Source organism: Haladaptatus sp. HS23 (assembly GCF_056892285.1).
Map to the genome: position 1 here is coordinate 1,056,966 of NZ_JBXGLH010000001.1, position 17,788 is coordinate 1,074,753.

The 17,788-nt window shown below is 61.1% G+C and carries 15 protein-coding genes and 1 tRNA gene; 10 read left to right on the plus strand and 6 right to left on the minus strand.

Features of this window, described 5'->3' with window-relative positions; genetic code table 11:
- Positions 1-23 precede the first annotated feature (23 nt).
- Positions 24-1,247, minus strand: a complete 1,224-nt coding sequence (locus tag AC1XDK_RS05765) for an MFS transporter (RefSeq protein ID WP_483348829.1) — start codon at positions 1,245-1,247, stop codon at positions 24-26.
- Positions 1,248-1,355: 108 nt separating this feature from the next.
- Here AC1XDK_RS05765 and AC1XDK_RS05770 point away from each other — a divergent pair, with 108 nt between their 5' ends.
- From AC1XDK_RS05770 to AC1XDK_RS05780, 3 genes are all read left to right on the plus strand, one after another.
- Entirely contained in the window at positions 1,356-2,222 is an 867-nt protein-coding gene (locus tag AC1XDK_RS05770; RefSeq protein ID WP_483348831.1) for a DUF7351 domain-containing protein, read from the plus strand.
- Between the two features lie 96 nt (positions 2,223-2,318).
- On the plus strand, positions 2,319-3,821 hold the full coding sequence (locus tag AC1XDK_RS05775) for a glycosyltransferase (RefSeq protein WP_483348832.1): 1,503 nt from the start codon (positions 2,319-2,321) through the stop codon (positions 3,819-3,821).
- Positions 3,822-3,939: 118 nt separating this feature from the next.
- A complete protein-coding gene (locus tag AC1XDK_RS05780; RefSeq protein ID WP_483348833.1) occupies positions 3,940-4,179 on the plus strand; it encodes an amphi-Trp domain-containing protein in 240 nt (79 codons plus the stop codon).
- Between the two features lie 72 nt (positions 4,180-4,251).
- Here AC1XDK_RS05780 and AC1XDK_RS05785 read toward each other — a convergent pair.
- The 3 genes from AC1XDK_RS05785 to AC1XDK_RS05795 form a co-directional block, all read right to left on the minus strand.
- Positions 4,252-4,324, minus strand: a tRNA-His gene (locus AC1XDK_RS05785).
- 86 nt (positions 4,325-4,410) lie between these two features.
- Entirely contained in the window at positions 4,411-4,812 is a 402-nt protein-coding gene (locus tag AC1XDK_RS05790; RefSeq protein ID WP_483348834.1) for a hypothetical protein, read from the minus strand.
- Positions 4,813-5,010: 198 nt separating this feature from the next.
- Positions 5,011-5,808 (minus strand): CHRD domain-containing protein, encoded by a 798-nt coding sequence (locus AC1XDK_RS05795; RefSeq protein ID WP_483348835.1) that lies wholly within the window; start codon positions 5,806-5,808, stop codon positions 5,011-5,013.
- A 220-nt stretch (positions 5,809-6,028) separates the two neighbouring features.
- Here AC1XDK_RS05795 and AC1XDK_RS05800 point away from each other — a divergent pair, with 220 nt between their 5' ends.
- A complete protein-coding gene (locus tag AC1XDK_RS05800) occupies positions 6,029-7,048 on the plus strand; it encodes an ATPase domain-containing protein (protein WP_483348836.1) in 1,020 nt (339 codons plus the stop codon).
- Between the two features lie 78 nt (positions 7,049-7,126).
- Here the strand turns inward: AC1XDK_RS05800 and AC1XDK_RS05805 are convergent, their stop codons facing one another.
- Positions 7,127-9,454 (minus strand): hypothetical protein, encoded by a 2,328-nt coding sequence (locus tag AC1XDK_RS05805; protein WP_483348837.1) that lies wholly within the window; start codon positions 9,452-9,454, stop codon positions 7,127-7,129.
- A 225-nt stretch (positions 9,455-9,679) separates the two neighbouring features.
- Between AC1XDK_RS05805 and AC1XDK_RS05810 the strand changes: the two genes are divergently transcribed.
- The 5 genes from AC1XDK_RS05810 to AC1XDK_RS05830 all read left to right on the plus strand — a co-directional run bounded on the left by AC1XDK_RS05810 (position 9,680) and on the right by AC1XDK_RS05830 (position 16,286).
- Positions 9,680-11,341 (plus strand): outer membrane protein assembly factor BamB family protein, encoded by a 1,662-nt coding sequence (locus AC1XDK_RS05810; protein WP_483348838.1) that lies wholly within the window; start codon positions 9,680-9,682, stop codon positions 11,339-11,341.
- 131 nt (positions 11,342-11,472) lie between these two features.
- Positions 11,473-12,657 (plus strand): aspartate kinase, encoded by a 1,185-nt coding sequence (locus tag AC1XDK_RS05815; RefSeq protein ID WP_483348919.1) that lies wholly within the window; start codon positions 11,473-11,475, stop codon positions 12,655-12,657.
- Between the two features lie 166 nt (positions 12,658-12,823).
- Positions 12,824-14,284 (plus strand): PAS domain S-box protein, encoded by a 1,461-nt coding sequence (locus AC1XDK_RS05820; protein ID WP_483348839.1) that lies wholly within the window; start codon positions 12,824-12,826, stop codon positions 14,282-14,284.
- A gap of 114 nt (positions 14,285-14,398) precedes the next feature.
- Positions 14,399-15,739 carry a glutamate-1-semialdehyde 2,1-aminomutase gene (gene hemL, locus AC1XDK_RS05825; RefSeq protein ID WP_483348840.1) on the plus strand — a complete coding sequence of 447 codons (1,341 nt, stop codon included), beginning with the start codon at positions 14,399-14,401 and terminating at the stop codon, positions 15,737-15,739.
- Between the two features lie 88 nt (positions 15,740-15,827).
- Positions 15,828-16,286, plus strand: coding sequence for a hypothetical protein (locus AC1XDK_RS05830; RefSeq protein WP_483348841.1), 459 nt, complete (start codon positions 15,828-15,830; stop codon positions 16,284-16,286).
- Positions 16,287-16,311: 25 nt separating this feature from the next.
- Here the strand turns inward: AC1XDK_RS05830 and AC1XDK_RS05835 are convergent, their stop codons facing one another.
- Positions 16,312-16,782, minus strand: coding sequence for an Lrp/AsnC family transcriptional regulator (locus AC1XDK_RS05835; protein ID WP_483348842.1), 471 nt, complete (start codon positions 16,780-16,782; stop codon positions 16,312-16,314).
- Positions 16,783-17,019: 237 nt separating this feature from the next.
- On the opposite strand from AC1XDK_RS05835, the gene AC1XDK_RS05840 reads away from it, so the two are divergent.
- On the plus strand, positions 17,020-17,307 hold the full coding sequence (locus AC1XDK_RS05840; RefSeq protein ID WP_483348920.1) for a DUF7344 domain-containing protein: 288 nt from the start codon (positions 17,020-17,022) through the stop codon (positions 17,305-17,307).
- Positions 17,308-17,788 lie beyond the last annotated feature (481 nt).

Genomic DNA, 17,788 nt, shown 5'->3' on the forward strand with positions numbered 1-17,788 from the left:
CAAAGAGATTCCGAATACGGGTGCTACTCCGCCTCAGCGCGCCCTCCGGTGGCGGATTTTATCGGCGCTTCCCATCCGTGAACGGCGAGCGAACCGACGACGAGAACCCCGCCCGCAACCGCTAACGCGGTGAGCGGCGAGGTGGCGTCCGAAAGCAGGCCGCTCCCGAGTTGGAAAGGGATGACCGTCAGGGAACCGACCATCGCGAGCGCGGACAGAACCGTGGCCCGGCCGAGCGTGTCGATGCGGTCGTTGACGTACTGTGATGCGAGCGAGCGGGACGTCTCCGCGATACCACGCGCGAACAGGAACGCCGGAATCGCCAGCGCCGGGACGAAACGAAGCGTGACGAGACCGAGTCCGACGACGAACGGAATCACGAGGAACCACGTCTTGAGACCGATTCGCTCCCGAATCGCGCCGGTGTAGTAGCTCAGCCCCGCCGAGAGGAGGCTGATGGCAGCGTAAAACCAACCGAGAAGCGGTTCGACGCTCCCTTTCGGAACCCCGACTCCCGGAAGGACCGTCTCCAACACCGGTTGGACGTACATGAACACGAGGTAGGACACCGCCGAGAACAGGACGAAGTAGTAGACGACGAACGCCCTGAGTCGCGGGTGTGAAAGCGTCCCCCGAATCACGCCGACCGCTTCTCGTACGCCGAGTTCGTCGGACTCGCTCTCCTCGTAACTCGCCGGTTCGTCCATCCCGAGGAGAACCGGAACACCGACCCCCGTTATCCCTGCAGCGACTAAAAACGGATAGGCGAGGTCGATGTCCCCGAGATAGCCGCCGATGACGGACCCGACGACGCCGACGAGCAGGGCGACGGCCTGTCCGCGTCCGCGGACGGAGGCGAACCTATCCTCCGACAAATCGTCGGTGAGGGTGTCGTAGAGCCACGCGTCGCTGCTCCCCGAACGGAACGTGTAGCCGAACGACCAGCAGGCGTACAGCACCGCGAGTTGCGCGAAATCCTCCGCGAAGCCGATGCCGACGAGCGTCAGCGTGATGATGGCCGTCCCGATGAGCAGGCTGTTCCGGCGGCCGACCCGGTCGCCGATATACCCCGTCGGAATCTCCGAGACGAGGGTCGTGACGTTGTAAATCCCTTCGAGGACGGCGATTCCGGTGTAATCCAAGCCGAGCGAGAGGAAGTAGAGATACATTATCGGCCGGTAGAACTCCACCGCCTTCGTGGACTTGTAGGCGTAGTAGAGACCGATGTTCCGGTTCGACTGCCACATACCTAATCGACCGTGCGACAGCACCGAGTTCCTTCTGCGCACTCGATTGCACATGGAAATCTGACATCTTTCGCGGGGGTTTTACCGACCGTTACCGAACGCCCCGGCATGGAGGACGAGCGACCCGACCCGGCCGACGCGCTCGCCGCGATCGGCAACGAGCGCCGCGTCTCGATTCTCTACGAACTCCAAGGGGCGTTCCGCGACGGCCACTCCTCGCTTTCCTACGCCGACCTCAAACAGCGGGTCGGACTCCGTGACAGCGGCAACTTCAACTACCACCTTCAGCGTCTCGTCGGGCAGTTCGTCAGAAAATCATCGGAGGGCTACGCGCTCACCTACGCGGGACGCAAGGTGGCGAGCGCGCTGACCGCGGGCGTGTTCACCGACCAGGCCGACGGGACGACCCTCGATGCACCCGGAGCGTGCTACGAATGTGGCGACACGGCGCTTTTCGCCCGTTACGAGGAAGAACGCGTTCACATCGCCTGTGGGTCCTGTGGCGAGGAACTCCTGCACAACCCCTTCCCGCCAGCGCCGACGACCCGCCGCGATGACCTCCTCGACGCCTTCGAGGCGTGGACCCGTCGGTGGAACGCTCTCGCGGCCGCCGGCACCTGCCCGGAATGCGGTTCTCGGATGACCGGCAGTCTCACCGACTATCGACCCGAACTCGGCACTGGAAACGTCCCGTACAGGCTCCGCGTTTCCTGTGCGGAGTGCTGGGCGATGGCGAATCTCCCGGTCGGATGTCTCGTCCGCGACCATCCGCGAGTCGTCGGGTTTCACGCGGAACGCGGCGTCTCGCTCGAAGACCGCTACCTCTGGAACCTCGACTGGGCGCTTCACCGCGACTACTTGACCGTTCTCGATGAGAACCCGCCTCGCCTTCGCCTGGAAATCCCTCTCGGCGACGAACTTCGATTGACGTTCGACGACGAGGGTACCGTCGTTTCGATAGTCGTGGAAGACTGAGACACTCGTGAAACTACCGCCGGACGGCGTTTGCTAGTTTGCGGACAAAACCTGTTTACGGTATGCTGTCATCCCACACAGTGGCGCAAAATACCAATGATTCAACTCATCGACATCGAGGTCGAACACACCATCGAGGAGTACGCCACCGACACGGTTCTCCGCGATTCGGTCCGCGCGATGCAGAACGCGGTCACGGACGACGTGGCGGCGCTCGACGGGCGCACCGTCTGGATGGTGAATTCGACCGCAAGCGGTGGTGGTGTTGCCGAGATGATGCCGAAACTCGTCGGTCTCCTCCGCGCGCTCGGTGTCGAGACGGAGTGGGCGGTCATCGACGTGGACGAACCGGTGTTCTTCGAGTTCACGAAGGAAATCCACAACCTCCTGCACGGTGCGGGCGACCCTGAACTCGTGGACCACGAGCGATCGATTTACGAGGCGACGAGTCGGTCGGTCGCTGACGAACTCGAAGAGCGAATCGACCCCGAAGACGTCCTCGTCGTCCACGACCCGCAACCGCTCGCGGCGGGTGCGATGGTCGCCGACGGACTCGACGTTCCCGCCGTCTGGCGGTGCCACATCGGTTCCGAGGAGCGCTCTGAAAAGTCCCGAACCGCGTGGGAGTTCCTCCGTCCGTGGATAACCGACTACGACCGGACGGTGTTCACGCTCCCCGCGTACGTTCCCGCGTTTCTGGAAACCGAGGCCGACATCATCCCGCCAGCAATCGACCCGTTCAGCGCGAAGAACCGCCGTCTCAAGCCACAGGAGGCCGCGACGATTCTGGCACGGGCGGACCTCATCGACACCGACCACCCCGTCGAGCGGTTCGACCAACCGGCGCGACGGTTACAGGCCGACGGCACGTTCGCCAGCGCGACGGACCCGGGGGATATCGGGTTGCTCTTTCGACCCACCATTTGCCAGATTTCACGCTGGGACAGTCTCAAGGGGTTCGTCCCGCTGTTGCGCGGGTTCGCGGAACTGAAACGCGACGCCCGGTCGGCGGTCGATGCGAGCGCCGTCACGAACGGCGGCGACGACCCGGTCGAAGCGGGTCGCTCCGACGCCCACCGCCAGCGAATCGACGATGCCCGACTCCTCCTCGTCGGTCCCGACCCCTCCTCGGTGGCGGACGACCCGGAAGGTCGGGAGGCGCTCGAAAACTTGGAGGAGGAATGGCTCGCACTCGACCCCGAGGTCAGGTCCGACATCGCCGTCGTCGTCATGCCGCCGGACCAGCACGACAGCGCCCTCGTCATCAACGCCCTCCAGCGGTGTTCCTCGGTCGTCGCCCAGAACTCGCTTCAGGAGGGCTTCGGCCTCACGGTGACGGAAGCGATGTGGAAGCGGGCCGTTCTGATGGGTTCCGACACTGGCGGCATCGGCGCACAGATCACCGACGGCAAGAACGGACGGTTGGTTCCGGATTCCGGCGACCCGGCGTCAGTCGCACACACGTTAGACGACGTACTCGGGTCGCCGGGGCGATGGGACGACTGGTCGTACAACGCCCAGCGCCACGTCACGGACAACTATCTGGTCTTCGAGCAGGTGACGCGGTGGCTGGACACGCTCGGTGATGTCGTCGCTTAGGGGATGAATACCACAGGTGACTGTTGGGTCACCCATATCGAACTGCTGTTACGGGGTCGATTCGACCGAACTCATTGCCCACAACGACTATTCCGTACCTCGAAGTACCCCTTCATCCATGTCCGAAAAGACGCTTCACGAAGCGAAGGTGTCGCGAGACGAAGCGGCGGACCTCCTCGAAGGTATCGCGGAACAACTTCGCGGCGAGGGCGATGCCGACGTCGACGTCGGAAACAAGACGGTCACGCTCTCTCCGCGGAAACAAATCGGCTACGAAATCGGTATCCGCGAGTCGTCTTCCGTACTCCGTGGGGACCGCGAGACGGTTTCCATCAAATTCGATTGGAAACCGAAATAATCCCGATTTTCCGATTTTGCGACCGGTTTCGAGTGCAGAACCAACCGCTCACGGTGTTTCGTTCGTAAAAAGGTCCAGGTGCGAGAATCGAACCCGCGTCCCAGCCTCCACAAGGCTGGAGGATAGTCCACTACCCCAACCCGGACACGCATCTCTTGGTAATCGGGAGAGATTAAAATACGTTTCGGAAAGGAACGTCGCGTATGGTGGTTTCTCCCGTGTGACTCCTCCTCACTCCGTTTCGGTCGTCGGGTTTTCCAGTCGAAGCCGACGGGTTCGGTGGCCGTCGAACCACGGGCCGGGTTCGGACTCCTCGAATCCGGCGCGTTCGGCGACGGAAACGGTGTCGGATTCCGATTCCGGAAGCAGTATCTCGACCGGCATCGTCTCCTTTTCGGCGAAGCGAATCGGTTCCTCGAGGAGTTGTTCACGGGCCGTTTCCGTGCCGAAGAGGTGGGTCACGTGTACCGTCTCCTCGTCGGCTTCGAAGCCGACGAAGCCGTCGATGTCTCCCTCCGTATCCGCCACGCGGACCGTCCGGTCGTGAACCACGTCGGCCATCACCTCGGTCGGTACGTCGGCGAGCGCCGCGAGACGTCCCCCGTCCGCTTCCACCGCATCTCGGACGTTCATGATGGATAGTTTCCGTCCCGAGCATTAAACCCTTCAGCCGAACACCCACATCGCCAGTCCGAACGACACCGGTCGCTGGTCGAACGGTACCGTTGCCGACGCATCGTCGTGACCGGTTACTTCGGTTCCGACGCTACCCGTCAGTGCGGAAATCGACCTCCTCGAAAAAATCGCGATTCGCTCGTGCAGGCGGACTCTCTACTCGTCGTCTTTACCGTGCCTGCCGTCTTTGCCGTGCTTCGGTTTGCAACGGTCGTCGTCATCGTCGTGTCCACCGTGGTGCCCGTCACCGCCGTGATGTCCGCGCTTCTTCTTCAGGTCGACGTCTAATTCGATATCGTACCAGACGCCGATGACCGAGTCCCGCGACACAGCGGTCACGTCGCCTTTGAAACAGACGTTCAGCTTCGAGGCCTTGTAGACCTGACTTCGGAGTTCGCCGTCAGGATACTCCTCGCTGTGAACGTTCACGTAGACGTTCCCGGCACGGATTTCGTGGAGCAGGTCCGCTATCGACTCGCCTTCGAGCGGCCCGACGAGGTCGGACGCTTGAATCGACCCTACCGATGAAACGTGGTTCATGACGGAGCGCTGCTCTGCATCGACGTCTTCGCCGATCAGCGACGCCACGACAGGCCCGTTTTCACCTTTCTCGCCCAAGTGCAGGTGTGCGGCCGTAATCTGGGACGTCGCGTTTATCGCCAGCAGTGCGAAGTCGAGTCGCTTCTTGTCCGTCGTCGACCGGAACGCCGCGACACCTTCGCCGTGGCTCTTGTTCGGCGGCACTTCCTTTCGCCCGCTGAGCGTGCTGGTACTGTAGAGTTTCCCTTCGAGCGCTATCTGCGGATAGTTCTTTCCTTTGCCCCCTTTCGAACCTTTACCCCCCATCGGCACATCGTTACCGTTCATCATCGCACTCCCGGAACTGATTCCGGACAGTGCGGTGAGACCAGTGCCGAGCAACTGCATCGTACGTCGTTTTCGTTGATCAACCATTTGTGATCCGTCTATGCGTTATCCCTGTTGTATATTTGTTATATACATCCTGAACGTTATAATATCGCACTCGAACACAGTAATACGCGCCCTGATTTCCGTACTATTCGGTTACTGGGTCCGAGAGAAATCGGGTCCTTCTCCGGATGACCCTGTTTCCGACTTCGACCTTCGTTCCGCCGGGAGTAGCTTCATCTCGCTCGGATGCTAACGAACGACCATGAGCGACGTATCCGGGTCCGACGACCGGAGACTGTGCGATTTCTGTCGTCTGCCGTGTCCCGAGGAGGCCGTGCAACTCGCCTACGGCGATACGACCTACGAGTTCTGTTCGAAAACGTGCCGTGACGAGATGCAAACGAGCGACCGCGTGTTCACGACATATCACGGGTTTCGGCAGATAAGCACGGGCGTCTCGGCGCTCGACGACCACCTACCGGAAGGGTTGCCACGCAATTCGTTCGTCCTGCTGTCCGGCGAGGGCGGAACCCGTGACAACGCCATCGAGACGGAACTCGTCTGGCGGACGCTCCGGCGCGGCGAACCGGCCGTCGTCGTCAGCCTCACGGAACCCCCTATCTCCGTTATCGAGCAGTTCCTCTCGCTCGAATGGAACGTCCTGCCGTACCTCGAAGCCGGTCTGTTACACGTCCTCGACTGTTTCACCTACCGCGTCAACGACCGGGACCGGATGTTCACCCGAATGGACGAGTGGAACCAGTACCTCCACCGCGTCACCGCGTCCGCGACGACGACGGTCCGTGACCCCGGCGACACGAGCGAACTCCAGAACAAACTGGACAACTGTCTCGAATCCCTTTCGATGAGCGATACGGGTATCGTCGTTATCGACTCGCTGATCGAGTTCGGAACGCTCGTCCAACCCGTTCAGGCGTACGATTTCGTCAAGGACGTTCGAGCGGACGTTTGCAAAGGTCGCTTCGTCCCCGTCTTCGCCGGAGCCACTCTCTCCGGGGAGGAGAACACCTTTCCACACGACATGGGTTACGTCATCGACGGTCTCATCGACCTCCAATTGGACGGGTCGCTGGTCGAGGACGTACTCATCAAACGCGTTCGAATCCGGAAGATGAACGGCGTCCTCACGATACCCGAGTGGGTCGCCTACGAGTACACCGGCGGGGACGGACTGGTCACGTTCGACCCGATAGAGGAACTCGAAAAAGCGGGAGAGTACGTCGGTGACTCCCCCGACCCCGAGTCGGACGGGGATAAGTAATCGCAACTATTTCGCGGTCGTTTCGCGGCCCTCTCGTCGGCGTGCGTGACCGCTTTTGGGAATCGGGGACATGAAGTCTTACTGGGACCCTTCGAACACGGTGTATCCGACCACTTCGGTGGTGTGTGCCGTTTCCTCGTCTCCGCTCTGCTCCTCCTCGACCTTGACATCGACGCCGGTCCCCGTCAGGTTCCGGTATCGGAGGTTCGCCAAATCCGGCCCGTCGTACGTTTGCATGTCCGCGATGAACTGCGGGTCGTCGTACTCCTGATTGAACTCGATACGGTACCACTTGTCCGACACCTCCGCGGCCGCTCGGTTCACTTCGAACGCGTGGCCGCCTATCTGCCCAGTCTGTTCCGCGAGCGCGATATAGCCGACCGTCTCCGTCGTGTGAGAATCGAGCCCGGTTTCCTCCTGTACCCGGACATCGAACGAACCGGACGAGACGTTCCGTACCCGCGTGACGATAGGGTCACTCCCGTTGAACGTCTGTGACTTCGTGAACACGACGGGTCTCGTGTTGAAGAACCCCCCGAACGAAACGGTACTGAAGCTATCGTCGGTGGACACGGTTCCCGCCTTCACCGGGTAGGAACTCCCGTTGTCCAGTTCTATCTCCTGTTGGGTCGGTCGCATCGCGAGCATATGGACCGTCTCCGTCGCGTGCGAACCGCCCAAGTACAGCCACTCTTCAAGTTTGTACTCGAAACTGCCACTCCCCACGTTCTGAAGTCGGGTGTGACACGGTTCGCCGCCGTTGTACGAGAGCGGTTTCGTGACGACGACCAAGGACTGTGAAACCCCCGTCTGGGCTTCCGTCCACGTATCCCTGTCCGGTTGATTGGTGGAGAGCGTCTTCGTCACGAGTGACACTCCGGGTACGTACGGCTGTCCGTCTACCGTCCACGTCGCCGGACCGCTTCCGCTCGTGGATTCGATTCCGCCCGTCACGTAGAACACGTACTCCTCCCCGGCCGGTATCGTTCCGTTGGCTCGCGTCGAGTTCGGGACGCGCCGTGCCGACAACGGACTCGCCCATCCCATGTTCACCGTCGCGCCGTCGTCCCCTCCGGGGAGGACGAACTCGCCGCCTCTGATGTCGAAGGTCGACGACGAACCGTTGCCCGTGTTATCGATGCGAACGACCTGCGCCGACTGCATCGGTACCTTCCCGACCGGTGGTGGACTCGGAAGCGCCGGGTTCGTAACCGGTGGGGTCGGATTCCTGCCGATGGTCATCCTGTCGCGTACGTACGAGGAGTTCGTCGCCGGTCCGGTGCCGCCGATGGTGCCGGACACCGTCTCCCACGAATCCGGCTCTAAGCCGATGAAAATACCGTACTCCGAACTGTGGTCGTTGCGAACGTCGACGTTTCGGAGACGGAGGGATTTGAGGTTCACCGGGGTCCCATCGTTCATCTCTCCCGCGTAGGTGTAGATGGCGTCGTGATTCTTGGTCGAGTTGTAGCTGATACGGACGTTCGAAAGAATCATTCGCTCGGCCGGTATCGGTGCCGTAATCGCCCCACCGCAACTCGACGACTGATAGCGGTGATAGAAGTCGCTGTTGGCGACGGTGAGCGTTCCGTCGTAGCTATCTACTCCGGCGTCCCGATTCGCCGGCACGTTCGCTTCGCTGTTCACGCCGCGTTGCAACGACCCGTTCGACCACGCTTGGCGCGGATGCTCGGCGTTCTTTATCGAGACGGTGTTGTTCACCTCGGAGTTTCCGCCGAGACGCATGCCGTTTTGCGTGTTACGCAAAAAGCAGTTGTAGATTTTCATCCGTCCCAACGGCTTTTTGCCGTATATCGTGTTCTCCGCCCAGTGTTCGAACCAACAGCGGTTGAACAGTAGCTCCCCGCTTCCCGATTCGACCAGCACCGCCCGCCGGTTGCTGGCTTCGCCCGGGTCACACGCCCCTTCGTGGAAGTAACAGTCCTGTATGAGTCCTCGCGTCCCGGCCGCCGCCGACAATCGGAAGTACGTGCGTGCATCGCCCGAATCGTTCGACCCGACGTTCGTGTCGGTGGCCGCACGAACCTTTCCGCGGGTGATGAGCCGCCTGAGCTCCCAATCTCCCGACCTGTCGTCCATCTTTACGTACGGCGGTACCGCGACGTTCCGCATGTCGAGTTCGAACCCGTCGAGCACGAATCCCCGAGAGGCGACGCCAATCCACTGGACGCTGTCTCCGGACTGTCCGGGGACGAGACGTGCCCCGTTGGGAGCGATGAGTTCGAGGTTGTTCGTTCCCGACGGAACGGTGAGGTCGTTGAGCTTGTACGTTCCCGACGGGAAGACGATGGTCGTGTCGCTCCCCACAAGCGAGTCGAGAACGGAATCGATGGCCGTGTTTCCGTTCTTGTCGGCACCCTCGTTGACGATGTTGTAGGTCGGCATTCAGTTTTCTCCCGATGACTCCTGTTCGGTGGACGCCGGCTGAGTGGTAGTCCACTTAGTCTCCGCTGTGTCGTCCGCTCGTCCGCTCTCGATTCTGATTTCCCCATGTCGCATGGTTCGTACAAATGTCTAATCGAATATTGTTATGGACTGCCTGAAGATAGAATATTGAATCCAGGCACGTCATAACAATAGGAAACAACCTTGTTTTTTGTTCCGTAACAGATGTTTGGAGAATCAACCGACCCAAACGGCACTGACCGTCGGACGTTTCTGAAAACCGTCGGCATCACGATGGGCATCGCAAGCTACGGAAGCTCCGGTTCCGTAGCCGCCGACCCCGAGGTCGGGGACCCCGATGAGTGGAGCGGTCCACGGTCCGGTCCGGGACGAACGGGGACGGCCGAGGATAGCGGTCCGACGCCGTTCCCAACCCTCGACTGGAGGATGGACTTGGATGGAACTATGTATCACGCCGAGCCCCTCGTCGCCGACAACGTGTTGTACCTCACCGTCACGACGAACAACACCCCCGGCGAACGCGACGGCTATCTCGGCGCGTACGACATCGAAACCGGCGACAGACGGTGGAAACGTACCGACTTTTCGAGTCCGAAAACCCCGACGACGGACGGCGATACCCTCTACTTCCCGACGCAGACCGCCGAAACCGAAGACCCCGACGACGGTTTCTACGCCCTCGATGCGGATTCCGGCGAGACGATATGGGCGCGGCGCGACCACAGTCGGTGGTCCCGTCCGATTCTGATAGGCGACCGGGTGTTCACCGCGAACGATGACGACGTCTACGCGCTCGACGCCGAGAGCGGCGATACCCTATGGCAAACCGTGGACGCTACGGGACTCGAAGACGAGGTCGGAACGACGCTGAGCTACGCCGATGGGTCCATCTTTACGAGCAGCGGAATCGCGCTGAACGCGGACGACGGTTCGAAACGGTGGGAAGTCTCGCCCGACGACACGACCCTCGGCAATCCCGCGACCAACGGCGGGATGGTGTTTTTCACCCAGACGGACTTCATCGAGGGCGACGACATGCGGGTCACGATAGAGGCTCGGTCCCCGGATACTGGCGACTTAGAGTGGGACTACGAGTCCGACGCGAGCAACCGATGGGACGGGCGAACCGCCGTCACCGACGACCACCTGCTGCTCGTGGATTTGAACGGGGCATCCACGGTGCAGGCGCTCGACGCTGAAACCGGGGAGACGGCGTGGGGAACCACCTTCCCTGGACAGTTCTTCGGTAGCCCCGTGGTCGACGAACGGATGATTTACGTCGGTGGACAGTACGTTCCGGAGTCGGACCCGTCGGCCGGTCGGGGATTGGTTCACGCCATCGATAACACGACCGGCGAGCACCAGTGGTCGTATCTCCTCGACAGCGAAGGTCTTCAAACGTCGCCCGAAGACGCCCCGGCGGCCGGCGTCCCCGTGGTCAGCGACGGAAAACTGTACACCGCGACCTACCCGGCCGGCGCGACGCTGGATTACGAGTACACCTCCTACTCGAACTTCTTCGTGCTCGGGTCGTGCGACCAGCAACCGGACGGCGACGAGGCCCTCCCGCCGGACGAACCGGACGACGGAGAGGGGGTCCCGCCACTCGACGTGTGTATCGAGGCCGTCTCGGACCTCGATTTGGATTCCCTCGACGCCGGGGACATCGTCCGACTCGCCGCTTCCTGTTCGACCGGGCGAGAACTGGAGTTTGCGTGGGACGTCGACGGCGACGGCGAGTACGAGGAGTCCGGGTCGCTCGTTTCGGTCACCGTCCCGACGCGCGGGTCGCTGACCGTCGAACTCGAAGTCACGGACGAAAGCGGTGACACCGAGACGGCGAGCGTCCGTCTGTCTCCGAACTGACCCGACCTCGGGGACGCTCTTTTTCGAATACTGTCAGACGAGTAACTGGCAGATATCCTTGACATGCAAGCAGTTATCTGGCCGCCGTTGCAATGGCCCCCCATGAATTACCGACCACGGACGGTGGTTCGGTGCGCGTAGTCGCCAAGTTCGGAGGCACCAGCCTCGGAAGCGGTGACCGCATCAACCGTGCCGCAGATTCCGTCGCCGCCGCAGTCGACGCAGGACACGAAATCGCCGTCGTTGCCAGTGCAATGGGCAACACTACCGACGAACTCCTCGACGATATTCACTTCGACGCGGACGAACCTGACCGCGCCGAAATCGTCAGCATGGGCGAGCGCACGAGCGTCCGTATGCTCAAGGCCGCCCTGTCCGCGCGCGGCGTGGACGCGGTGTTCCTCGAACCCGGGGGCGAACAGTGGCCCGTCATCACCGACAAACGCGGGGAAGTCAACGTCGAGGCGACGAAGGAACGCGCCACCGAACTCGCATCGGAACTGGACGGTACCGTGCCGGTTATCACCGGGTTCCTCGCCGAGAACGAGGAGGGAGACGTGACGACGCTCGGACGCGGCGGCAGCGACACGACGGCCGTGATGCTCGGCACCTACATGGACGCCGACGAAGTCGTCATCGTCACCGACGTCGAGGGCGTCATGACCGGCGACCCGAGCGTCGTGGAAGGCGCTCGAAACGTCGGCGAAATCACGGTGGACGAACTGCGAAACCTCTCGTTCCGTGGCGCGGAAGTCGTCGCACCGTCGGCGCTCTCGTACAAGGACGACGACCTGCACGTTCGCGTGGTTCACTACCAGCACGGCGACCTGCTCGCTGGCGGGACGAACGTCACCGGACAGTTCGAAAACCTCATCGACATGCGCGAGTCGCCGCTCTCCTGTATGACCTTGGCGGGACGCGCGATTCGAAACCGTCCCGGCATCCTCGCCGACCTCTCCACCGCACTCGGTGCCGGCAACATCAACATCGACGCGGTGGCGAGCGGTATGGACAGTATCACGTTCTACGTGGATAGGGAGGAGGCGGAACGCGCCGAAAACATCCTCCATCAGGAAGTCATCGACGAGGAGTCGCTCTCCAGCGTCACGGTCGATGACCCCATCGCCGTGATTCGGGTGACGGGCGGCGAACTCCCCAACGAACCCGGCATCATCCACGAACTCGTCGCTCCCGTCGCGGAATCGCATATCAACATCCACGACCTCATCACCAGCGCGACCAGCGTCGCCCTGTTCGTGGACTGGGACGACAAGGAACAGACCCTCGAAATCCTCCAGAATCACTTCCAGCAGTAGCGACCGACGGCCGTCGTCGACCCCTCGGTCACGGCGACCGCTGTCGATCTCTCGGTCACGCCTATCGTTGTCGGGTGGTGGTCTGTTCTGTCCGGGAAATTTCCGTACCCCCGCGTAAAAGCGGGCATCATAACGATAATTACCCGGCTTGACCACGTATCAACTCATGTTCGAGTTGCGGGACCCTTCAGGAGCCGTCGGAAGGCGTATCATCATGGCTCTCGGCGGAATATACGTCGTCGCCGGTTTCGGAATCTCGTTCACGAACGTCGCCACCGACTGGACGCTCGGTCTCGACCTGACCGTCTTCACCCTCGTCGCCGGTCCCGGCCTCGTCACTCTCTACGTCGGCTATTGGCTGCCCCGGAGCGAGGTTCGAACGGAACTCTTCTCCCTCATCGCCAAGTGGTGTTTAGGCGGTATCGCGATGATGCTCGGCATCTTCCTCTTCATCTATCTCGTCACCACCAACGCCGCTTCTGTCGGCAGCATGCTCATCCTCACGTCGCTCTCTTGTCTCTCCGGTCTCGGGATGGGGTACAACGGCGCACAGGCGCGGACGCGAGCGCTCAACGCCGACGAACAACGCCGGGAGACGGAGCGATACGGCAAGGAACTCCAACGGTACGAAACCATCGTCGAAACCGTCAACGACGGTATCTTCGTCATCGACGAGGACGACTACTTCATCCACGCCAACGACGCATACGCCGAAATCGTCGGGTACGACCGCGAGGAACTCCTCGGGTCGCACACGTCGCTCGTCGTGGTGAAGGGGCTGAACGACCTCTCGAACGAACTGCAAGACGAACTCCTCGCGGACGACGGCGAACCGAAGACCTACGACGCAATTTTGGAAACGTCGTCCGGCGATAGGATAGACGTCGAAGCGACGGTGGCGAGTCTTCCGAAACAATCGGCTAACGGTCGAGACATCGTCGGCGTCGTCCGCGATATAACCGAGCGAAACGAGCGCGAACGGCAGCTCGAACGGCAGAACCAGCGACTCGATAGCTTCGCCAGTATGGTCGCCCACGAACTCCGGAACCCGCTCATGATCGGCCAGATGTACTGCAACGAACTCCCGGCGGACGCGGCCCCGGTCGCGGTCGAGTACATCACCGAATCGTTCGACCGCATCGACGACATCATCGACGTGCTGTTGGTGGTCACACAGGGGTACGAGACGGTGCCCGAGAGTACGCCGGTGCGTCTCGGAGACGTGGCACGGAACGCGTGGAACAAGGTGGATTCCCCCGACGCGACATTGGAGGTGCTGATGGACGGGACGATTTCCGCGGACGAGACGTACGTCGAACATCTGTTCAGAAACCTGTTCGAGAACGCCGTCGAACACGGCGGGGCGGACGTCACCATCACCGTCGGCGAACTCCCGACCGGATTCTACATCGCCGACAACGGACCGGGCGTCCCGGCCGACGACCGCGAAACCGTCTTCGAGATGGGCTACACGACCGCGTCCGGGAACGGCGGAATGGGGTTGGGGCTCGCGTTCGTTCACGAGCTGGCGACCGTGTACGGCTGGAACTGTTCGCTGACCGATAGCACCGACGGCGGCGCACAGTTCGAGTTTACGGACGTCACCGAGGCGAAAAACCCCGTCTGAGGCTTCGTCTTCCGCGACTGTTTCCGCACGCACGACCGTTTTCCATCCCCGGCCACGTTTCCCCTCGCCCATCTCTCGACACAAACTTTACGCGGGAGTCCGAACCGGCCGAACATGAACCGCGAGCGCTCTCGAAACCTGTACGACCGTGCCCTGTCCGTGACACCGGGCGGCGTCAACTCACCCGTTCGGGCCGTCCGCCCGTACCCATTCTTCGTCGAACGCGGCGACGGCGCACACGTCATCGACGCCGATGGGAACAGATACATCGACTACGTGATGGGCTACGGGCCGCTCCTCTTGGGACACGACCTGCCACAACCCGTCCAGTCGGCGCTCCAGTCGCAACTCGCCGACGGGCCGATGTATGGCGCGCCGACCGAAGTCGAGGTCGAACTCGCGGAGTTCGTCACCCGGCACGTCCCGAGCGTCGAGATGATTCGGTTCGTCAACAGCGGGACGGAAGCGACCACCTCCGCAGTGCGTCTCGCCCGCGGCTACACCGGGCGCGACAAAATCGTCGTCATGCAGGGCGGTTATCACGGTGCGCAGGAATCGACGCTCGTACAGGGGAAGACGGGCGCGACGTCGGAACCGAGTTCCAACGGGATTCCGGCGTCGTTCGCCGAGGAGACCATCACGCTCCCGTTCAACGATGCCGAGGCCGCCCGCGAGGTGTTCGAGAAGCACGGCGACGAAATCGCCTGCGTCCTCACCGAACCGATTCTCGGCAACTGCGCGAGCGTTCCGCCCGTCGATGGCTATCTCGAGACGCTCCGCGAACTGACCGAGGACCACGGGTCGCTTCTCGTCTTCGACGAGGTGATGACCGGGTTCCGCATCGGCGGGTTGGGATGTGCACAGGGCAAGTTCGGCATCACGCCGGACCTCACGACGCTTGCCAAGGTCATCGGCGGCGGGTTCCCCGTCGGTGCCATCGGCGGCCGAGCCGAAATCATCGAGCAGTTCACGCCGACCGGAAACGTGTTTCAGGCGGGCACCTACTCCGGCCATCCGCTTTCTCTCACCGCCGGCCTCGAACTGCTTCGCTACGCCGCGAAAAACGCCGTGTACGACCACGTCAGTGCGCTCGGCGACCAACTCCGGTCGGGGCTGACCGACGTCCTCGAAGACCGCGCGCCGGAGTACACCGTCGTTGGCATGGACAGCATGTTCAAGGTCATCTTCACCCGCGACGGGCCGCGCGATTTGGAGGGCCAATGCGAAGCGGGGTGCCGCCAGAACCCCGACTGTCCCCGGTTCGAGTACTGTCCGAAGGACAAGGGCGACGTGAACCGCGCCGAGACGGAGCGCTGGGAGCGTCTGTTCTGGCCCGCGATGCTCGACGAGGGCGTCTTCCTCACGGCCAACCAGTTCGAATCGCAGTTCATCAGCTACGCCCACACCGAAGAGGACGTAGAGGAGACGCTCGAAGCGTACAAGGAAGTACTCTAACTGCGCGTTCCCGCGGAATCGAATCTTCCGAAAACCGACCTCCGGGAGACGATATTCGTTTTATCCTCCGGTTCCAAGGAACGAACAGATGCAACGTCCACAACTCTCCGGCGACCGGGTACGCTCGCGCTGGTGGTACTGGATAGCGGCGGTACCCGTGGTGTTCGTCTTCTGGCTCGTGACGGTCGCGTGGGTCACGTTCGCCATCCTGCTGGAACCGAGCGTCCTCTCCGCGACGGGGGACTCGCCGGTCGTTCACGCGGCGTCCGTCTCGTTAGTCGCGGTGGGGATTCCGTTCGCCGTCCTCACCGTCGTGTTTCCGTTCGCGGTGTTTCAGGACACGCAGGCCATTCACCGCGCCGAACCGGGGTGGGAACCACCGAGCGGAAACTACGCGCTCGTCGGCCTCCTCGGCCTCGTGGCTGCCGTCATCGGCGGTCTTCTGACGCAAAGCTTCTCGATTGCGGTCATCACGGGACTCGTCCTGAGCGTTCCCTTCGCGCTCTACTATCTCCGCGAACGACACGACAACCTCGGCGTTCCGTAACGGTGGGGCGTCTCCGAAAGTCAGGTCACTCCTCCTTTTGGAAGTGGAAGTGATCGAACGGTTGCATACGGCGCTGGCGCATTATCTCCGAACTCTCGACCGTGACCCCCGATTCGTGGAGGGTATCCGTGATTCGTGTGACATCTTGTGTACTCGTTCCGACGACTTCGACGTGGATGTTTCGCCGTCCGGTGAGCATTTCACGGACGTCGACCACCCCCTGAATGTCCAACATCCGTTCGACGTAGGCCGTTCGCTCCGTCGCTGGAACCGTGCAGACGAACAACACGCGGAGCGGCAGGTTTGCGGCCTCGTAGTCGATTTCGGGATAATACCCCTCGATGACGCCGTCGTCCTCTAATTGTTCGATCCGATTTCGGACGGTACTCGCCGAGACGCCCACGGTTTCGGCGATTTCCTGTGCGGTCGTGTTCCGAGCGTCCCGTTGAAGGTGATGGAGAACGCCACGGTCGACGTTGTCGAGTGGTCGGCTCATATCCCTCCATAGGGCATTCGTCGGATTGATTGTTCCCCCCATCACGCCCTTTCCCTGATGGTTTTCACTGTGTGATGTCAATTTGCTTCCGTGTGGTAATTCGCCGATTTTGAGCGATGTTACTACCGAGGCTGTTGTCACTCACTTCCTCAACCTACTAGGTGCTGTGAAATACTCCGGTATTTAACAAAAGGAATCTCTTAAACCTAGTCAGTGAATACCATGCTAGACAGACAGATGGATGTTCTCTCGAACGTTCATCGGCGACGACTCCTAATCGCTTTGAGGGACAAAAATCCACAAAACGACGGAACAAACGCGACTAGTGTGGAGGAAAGCCAAAGAGAGCGGGCGATTCTGATGCGACACGTGCATTTACCCAAGTTGGTGGATCACGGGTATATCGACTGGGATCAGGAATCGAACCGTGTCACAAAAGGGCCACGATTCGACGAAATCAGACCGCTGATCGCGCTATTCGTTGAAAACGGAGAAACCCTTCTCGATGGTGAGCGGTCGGACTGATTTTTGTCGCTTTTCCCTTCGTTACAAGAGTGGTACGGAGTGACGCGAGGTTGGGACCCTGTCGAACCCCGTACCATCTATCCCTTTGGACTACCCCGGTATAACCTTACTGTGATTATCCGGGTGAACTATCTCCCCATGTTCGTTGCCGGAGTATCCGTTCGTCGTCAACCCCTGCAAATTCTATTACCATGGTTCGTGAATAAATAAAAATCTCCACTCGGCTGTGGGAAATAGAATTACTCTCCGTATTATTGCTTTACTCCGATACCTAAATTGCTGAATACCGATTCATTCGCGTTTATTTTCCGATATAAACAAAAGTAATGGTATTTGATGAGAAGGCTGATAGTCGGTAAGATACTTCGGACACATATGACGCTCCCTCTCGGCGAACGGATTTCATCGGTCGGACGGGAACTGACTTATGAGCGGCGACAGAACACCGCAAACGGTACCGGAACCTCCGGTAGCATGGTTG

What these genes read in the sequence shown, in the direction of transcription:
- AC1XDK_RS05765 (WP_483348829.1), bottom strand. Translation starts at nt 1,247, where the DNA reads ATGTGGCAGTCGAACCGGAACATCGGTCTCTACTACGCCTACAAGTCC.
- AC1XDK_RS05770 (WP_483348831.1), top strand. Translation starts at nt 1,356, where the DNA reads ATGGAGGACGAGCGACCCGACCCGGCCGACGCGCTCGCCGCGATCGGC.
- AC1XDK_RS05775 (WP_483348832.1), top strand. Translation starts at nt 2,319, where the DNA reads ATGATTCAACTCATCGACATCGAGGTCGAACACACCATCGAGGAGTAC.
- AC1XDK_RS05780 (WP_483348833.1), top strand. Translation starts at nt 3,940, where the DNA reads ATGTCCGAAAAGACGCTTCACGAAGCGAAGGTGTCGCGAGACGAAGCG.
- AC1XDK_RS05790 (WP_483348834.1), bottom strand. Translation starts at nt 4,812, where the DNA reads ATGAACGTCCGAGATGCGGTGGAAGCGGACGGGGGACGTCTCGCGGCG.
- AC1XDK_RS05795 (WP_483348835.1), bottom strand. Translation starts at nt 5,808, where the DNA reads ATGGTTGATCAACGAAAACGACGTACGATGCAGTTGCTCGGCACTGGT.
- AC1XDK_RS05800 (WP_483348836.1), top strand. Translation starts at nt 6,029, where the DNA reads ATGAGCGACGTATCCGGGTCCGACGACCGGAGACTGTGCGATTTCTGT.
- AC1XDK_RS05805 (WP_483348837.1), bottom strand. Translation starts at nt 9,454, where the DNA reads ATGCCGACCTACAACATCGTCAACGAGGGTGCCGACAAGAACGGAAAC.
- AC1XDK_RS05810 (WP_483348838.1), top strand. Translation starts at nt 9,680, where the DNA reads ATGTTTGGAGAATCAACCGACCCAAACGGCACTGACCGTCGGACGTTT.
- AC1XDK_RS05820 (WP_483348839.1), top strand. Translation starts at nt 12,824, where the DNA reads ATGTTCGAGTTGCGGGACCCTTCAGGAGCCGTCGGAAGGCGTATCATC.
- hemL (WP_483348840.1), top strand. Translation starts at nt 14,399, where the DNA reads ATGAACCGCGAGCGCTCTCGAAACCTGTACGACCGTGCCCTGTCCGTG.
- AC1XDK_RS05830 (WP_483348841.1), top strand. Translation starts at nt 15,828, where the DNA reads ATGCAACGTCCACAACTCTCCGGCGACCGGGTACGCTCGCGCTGGTGG.
- AC1XDK_RS05835 (WP_483348842.1), bottom strand. Translation starts at nt 16,782, where the DNA reads ATGAGCCGACCACTCGACAACGTCGACCGTGGCGTTCTCCATCACCTT.
- AC1XDK_RS05840 (WP_483348920.1), top strand. Translation starts at nt 17,020, where the DNA reads ATGGATGTTCTCTCGAACGTTCATCGGCGACGACTCCTAATCGCTTTG.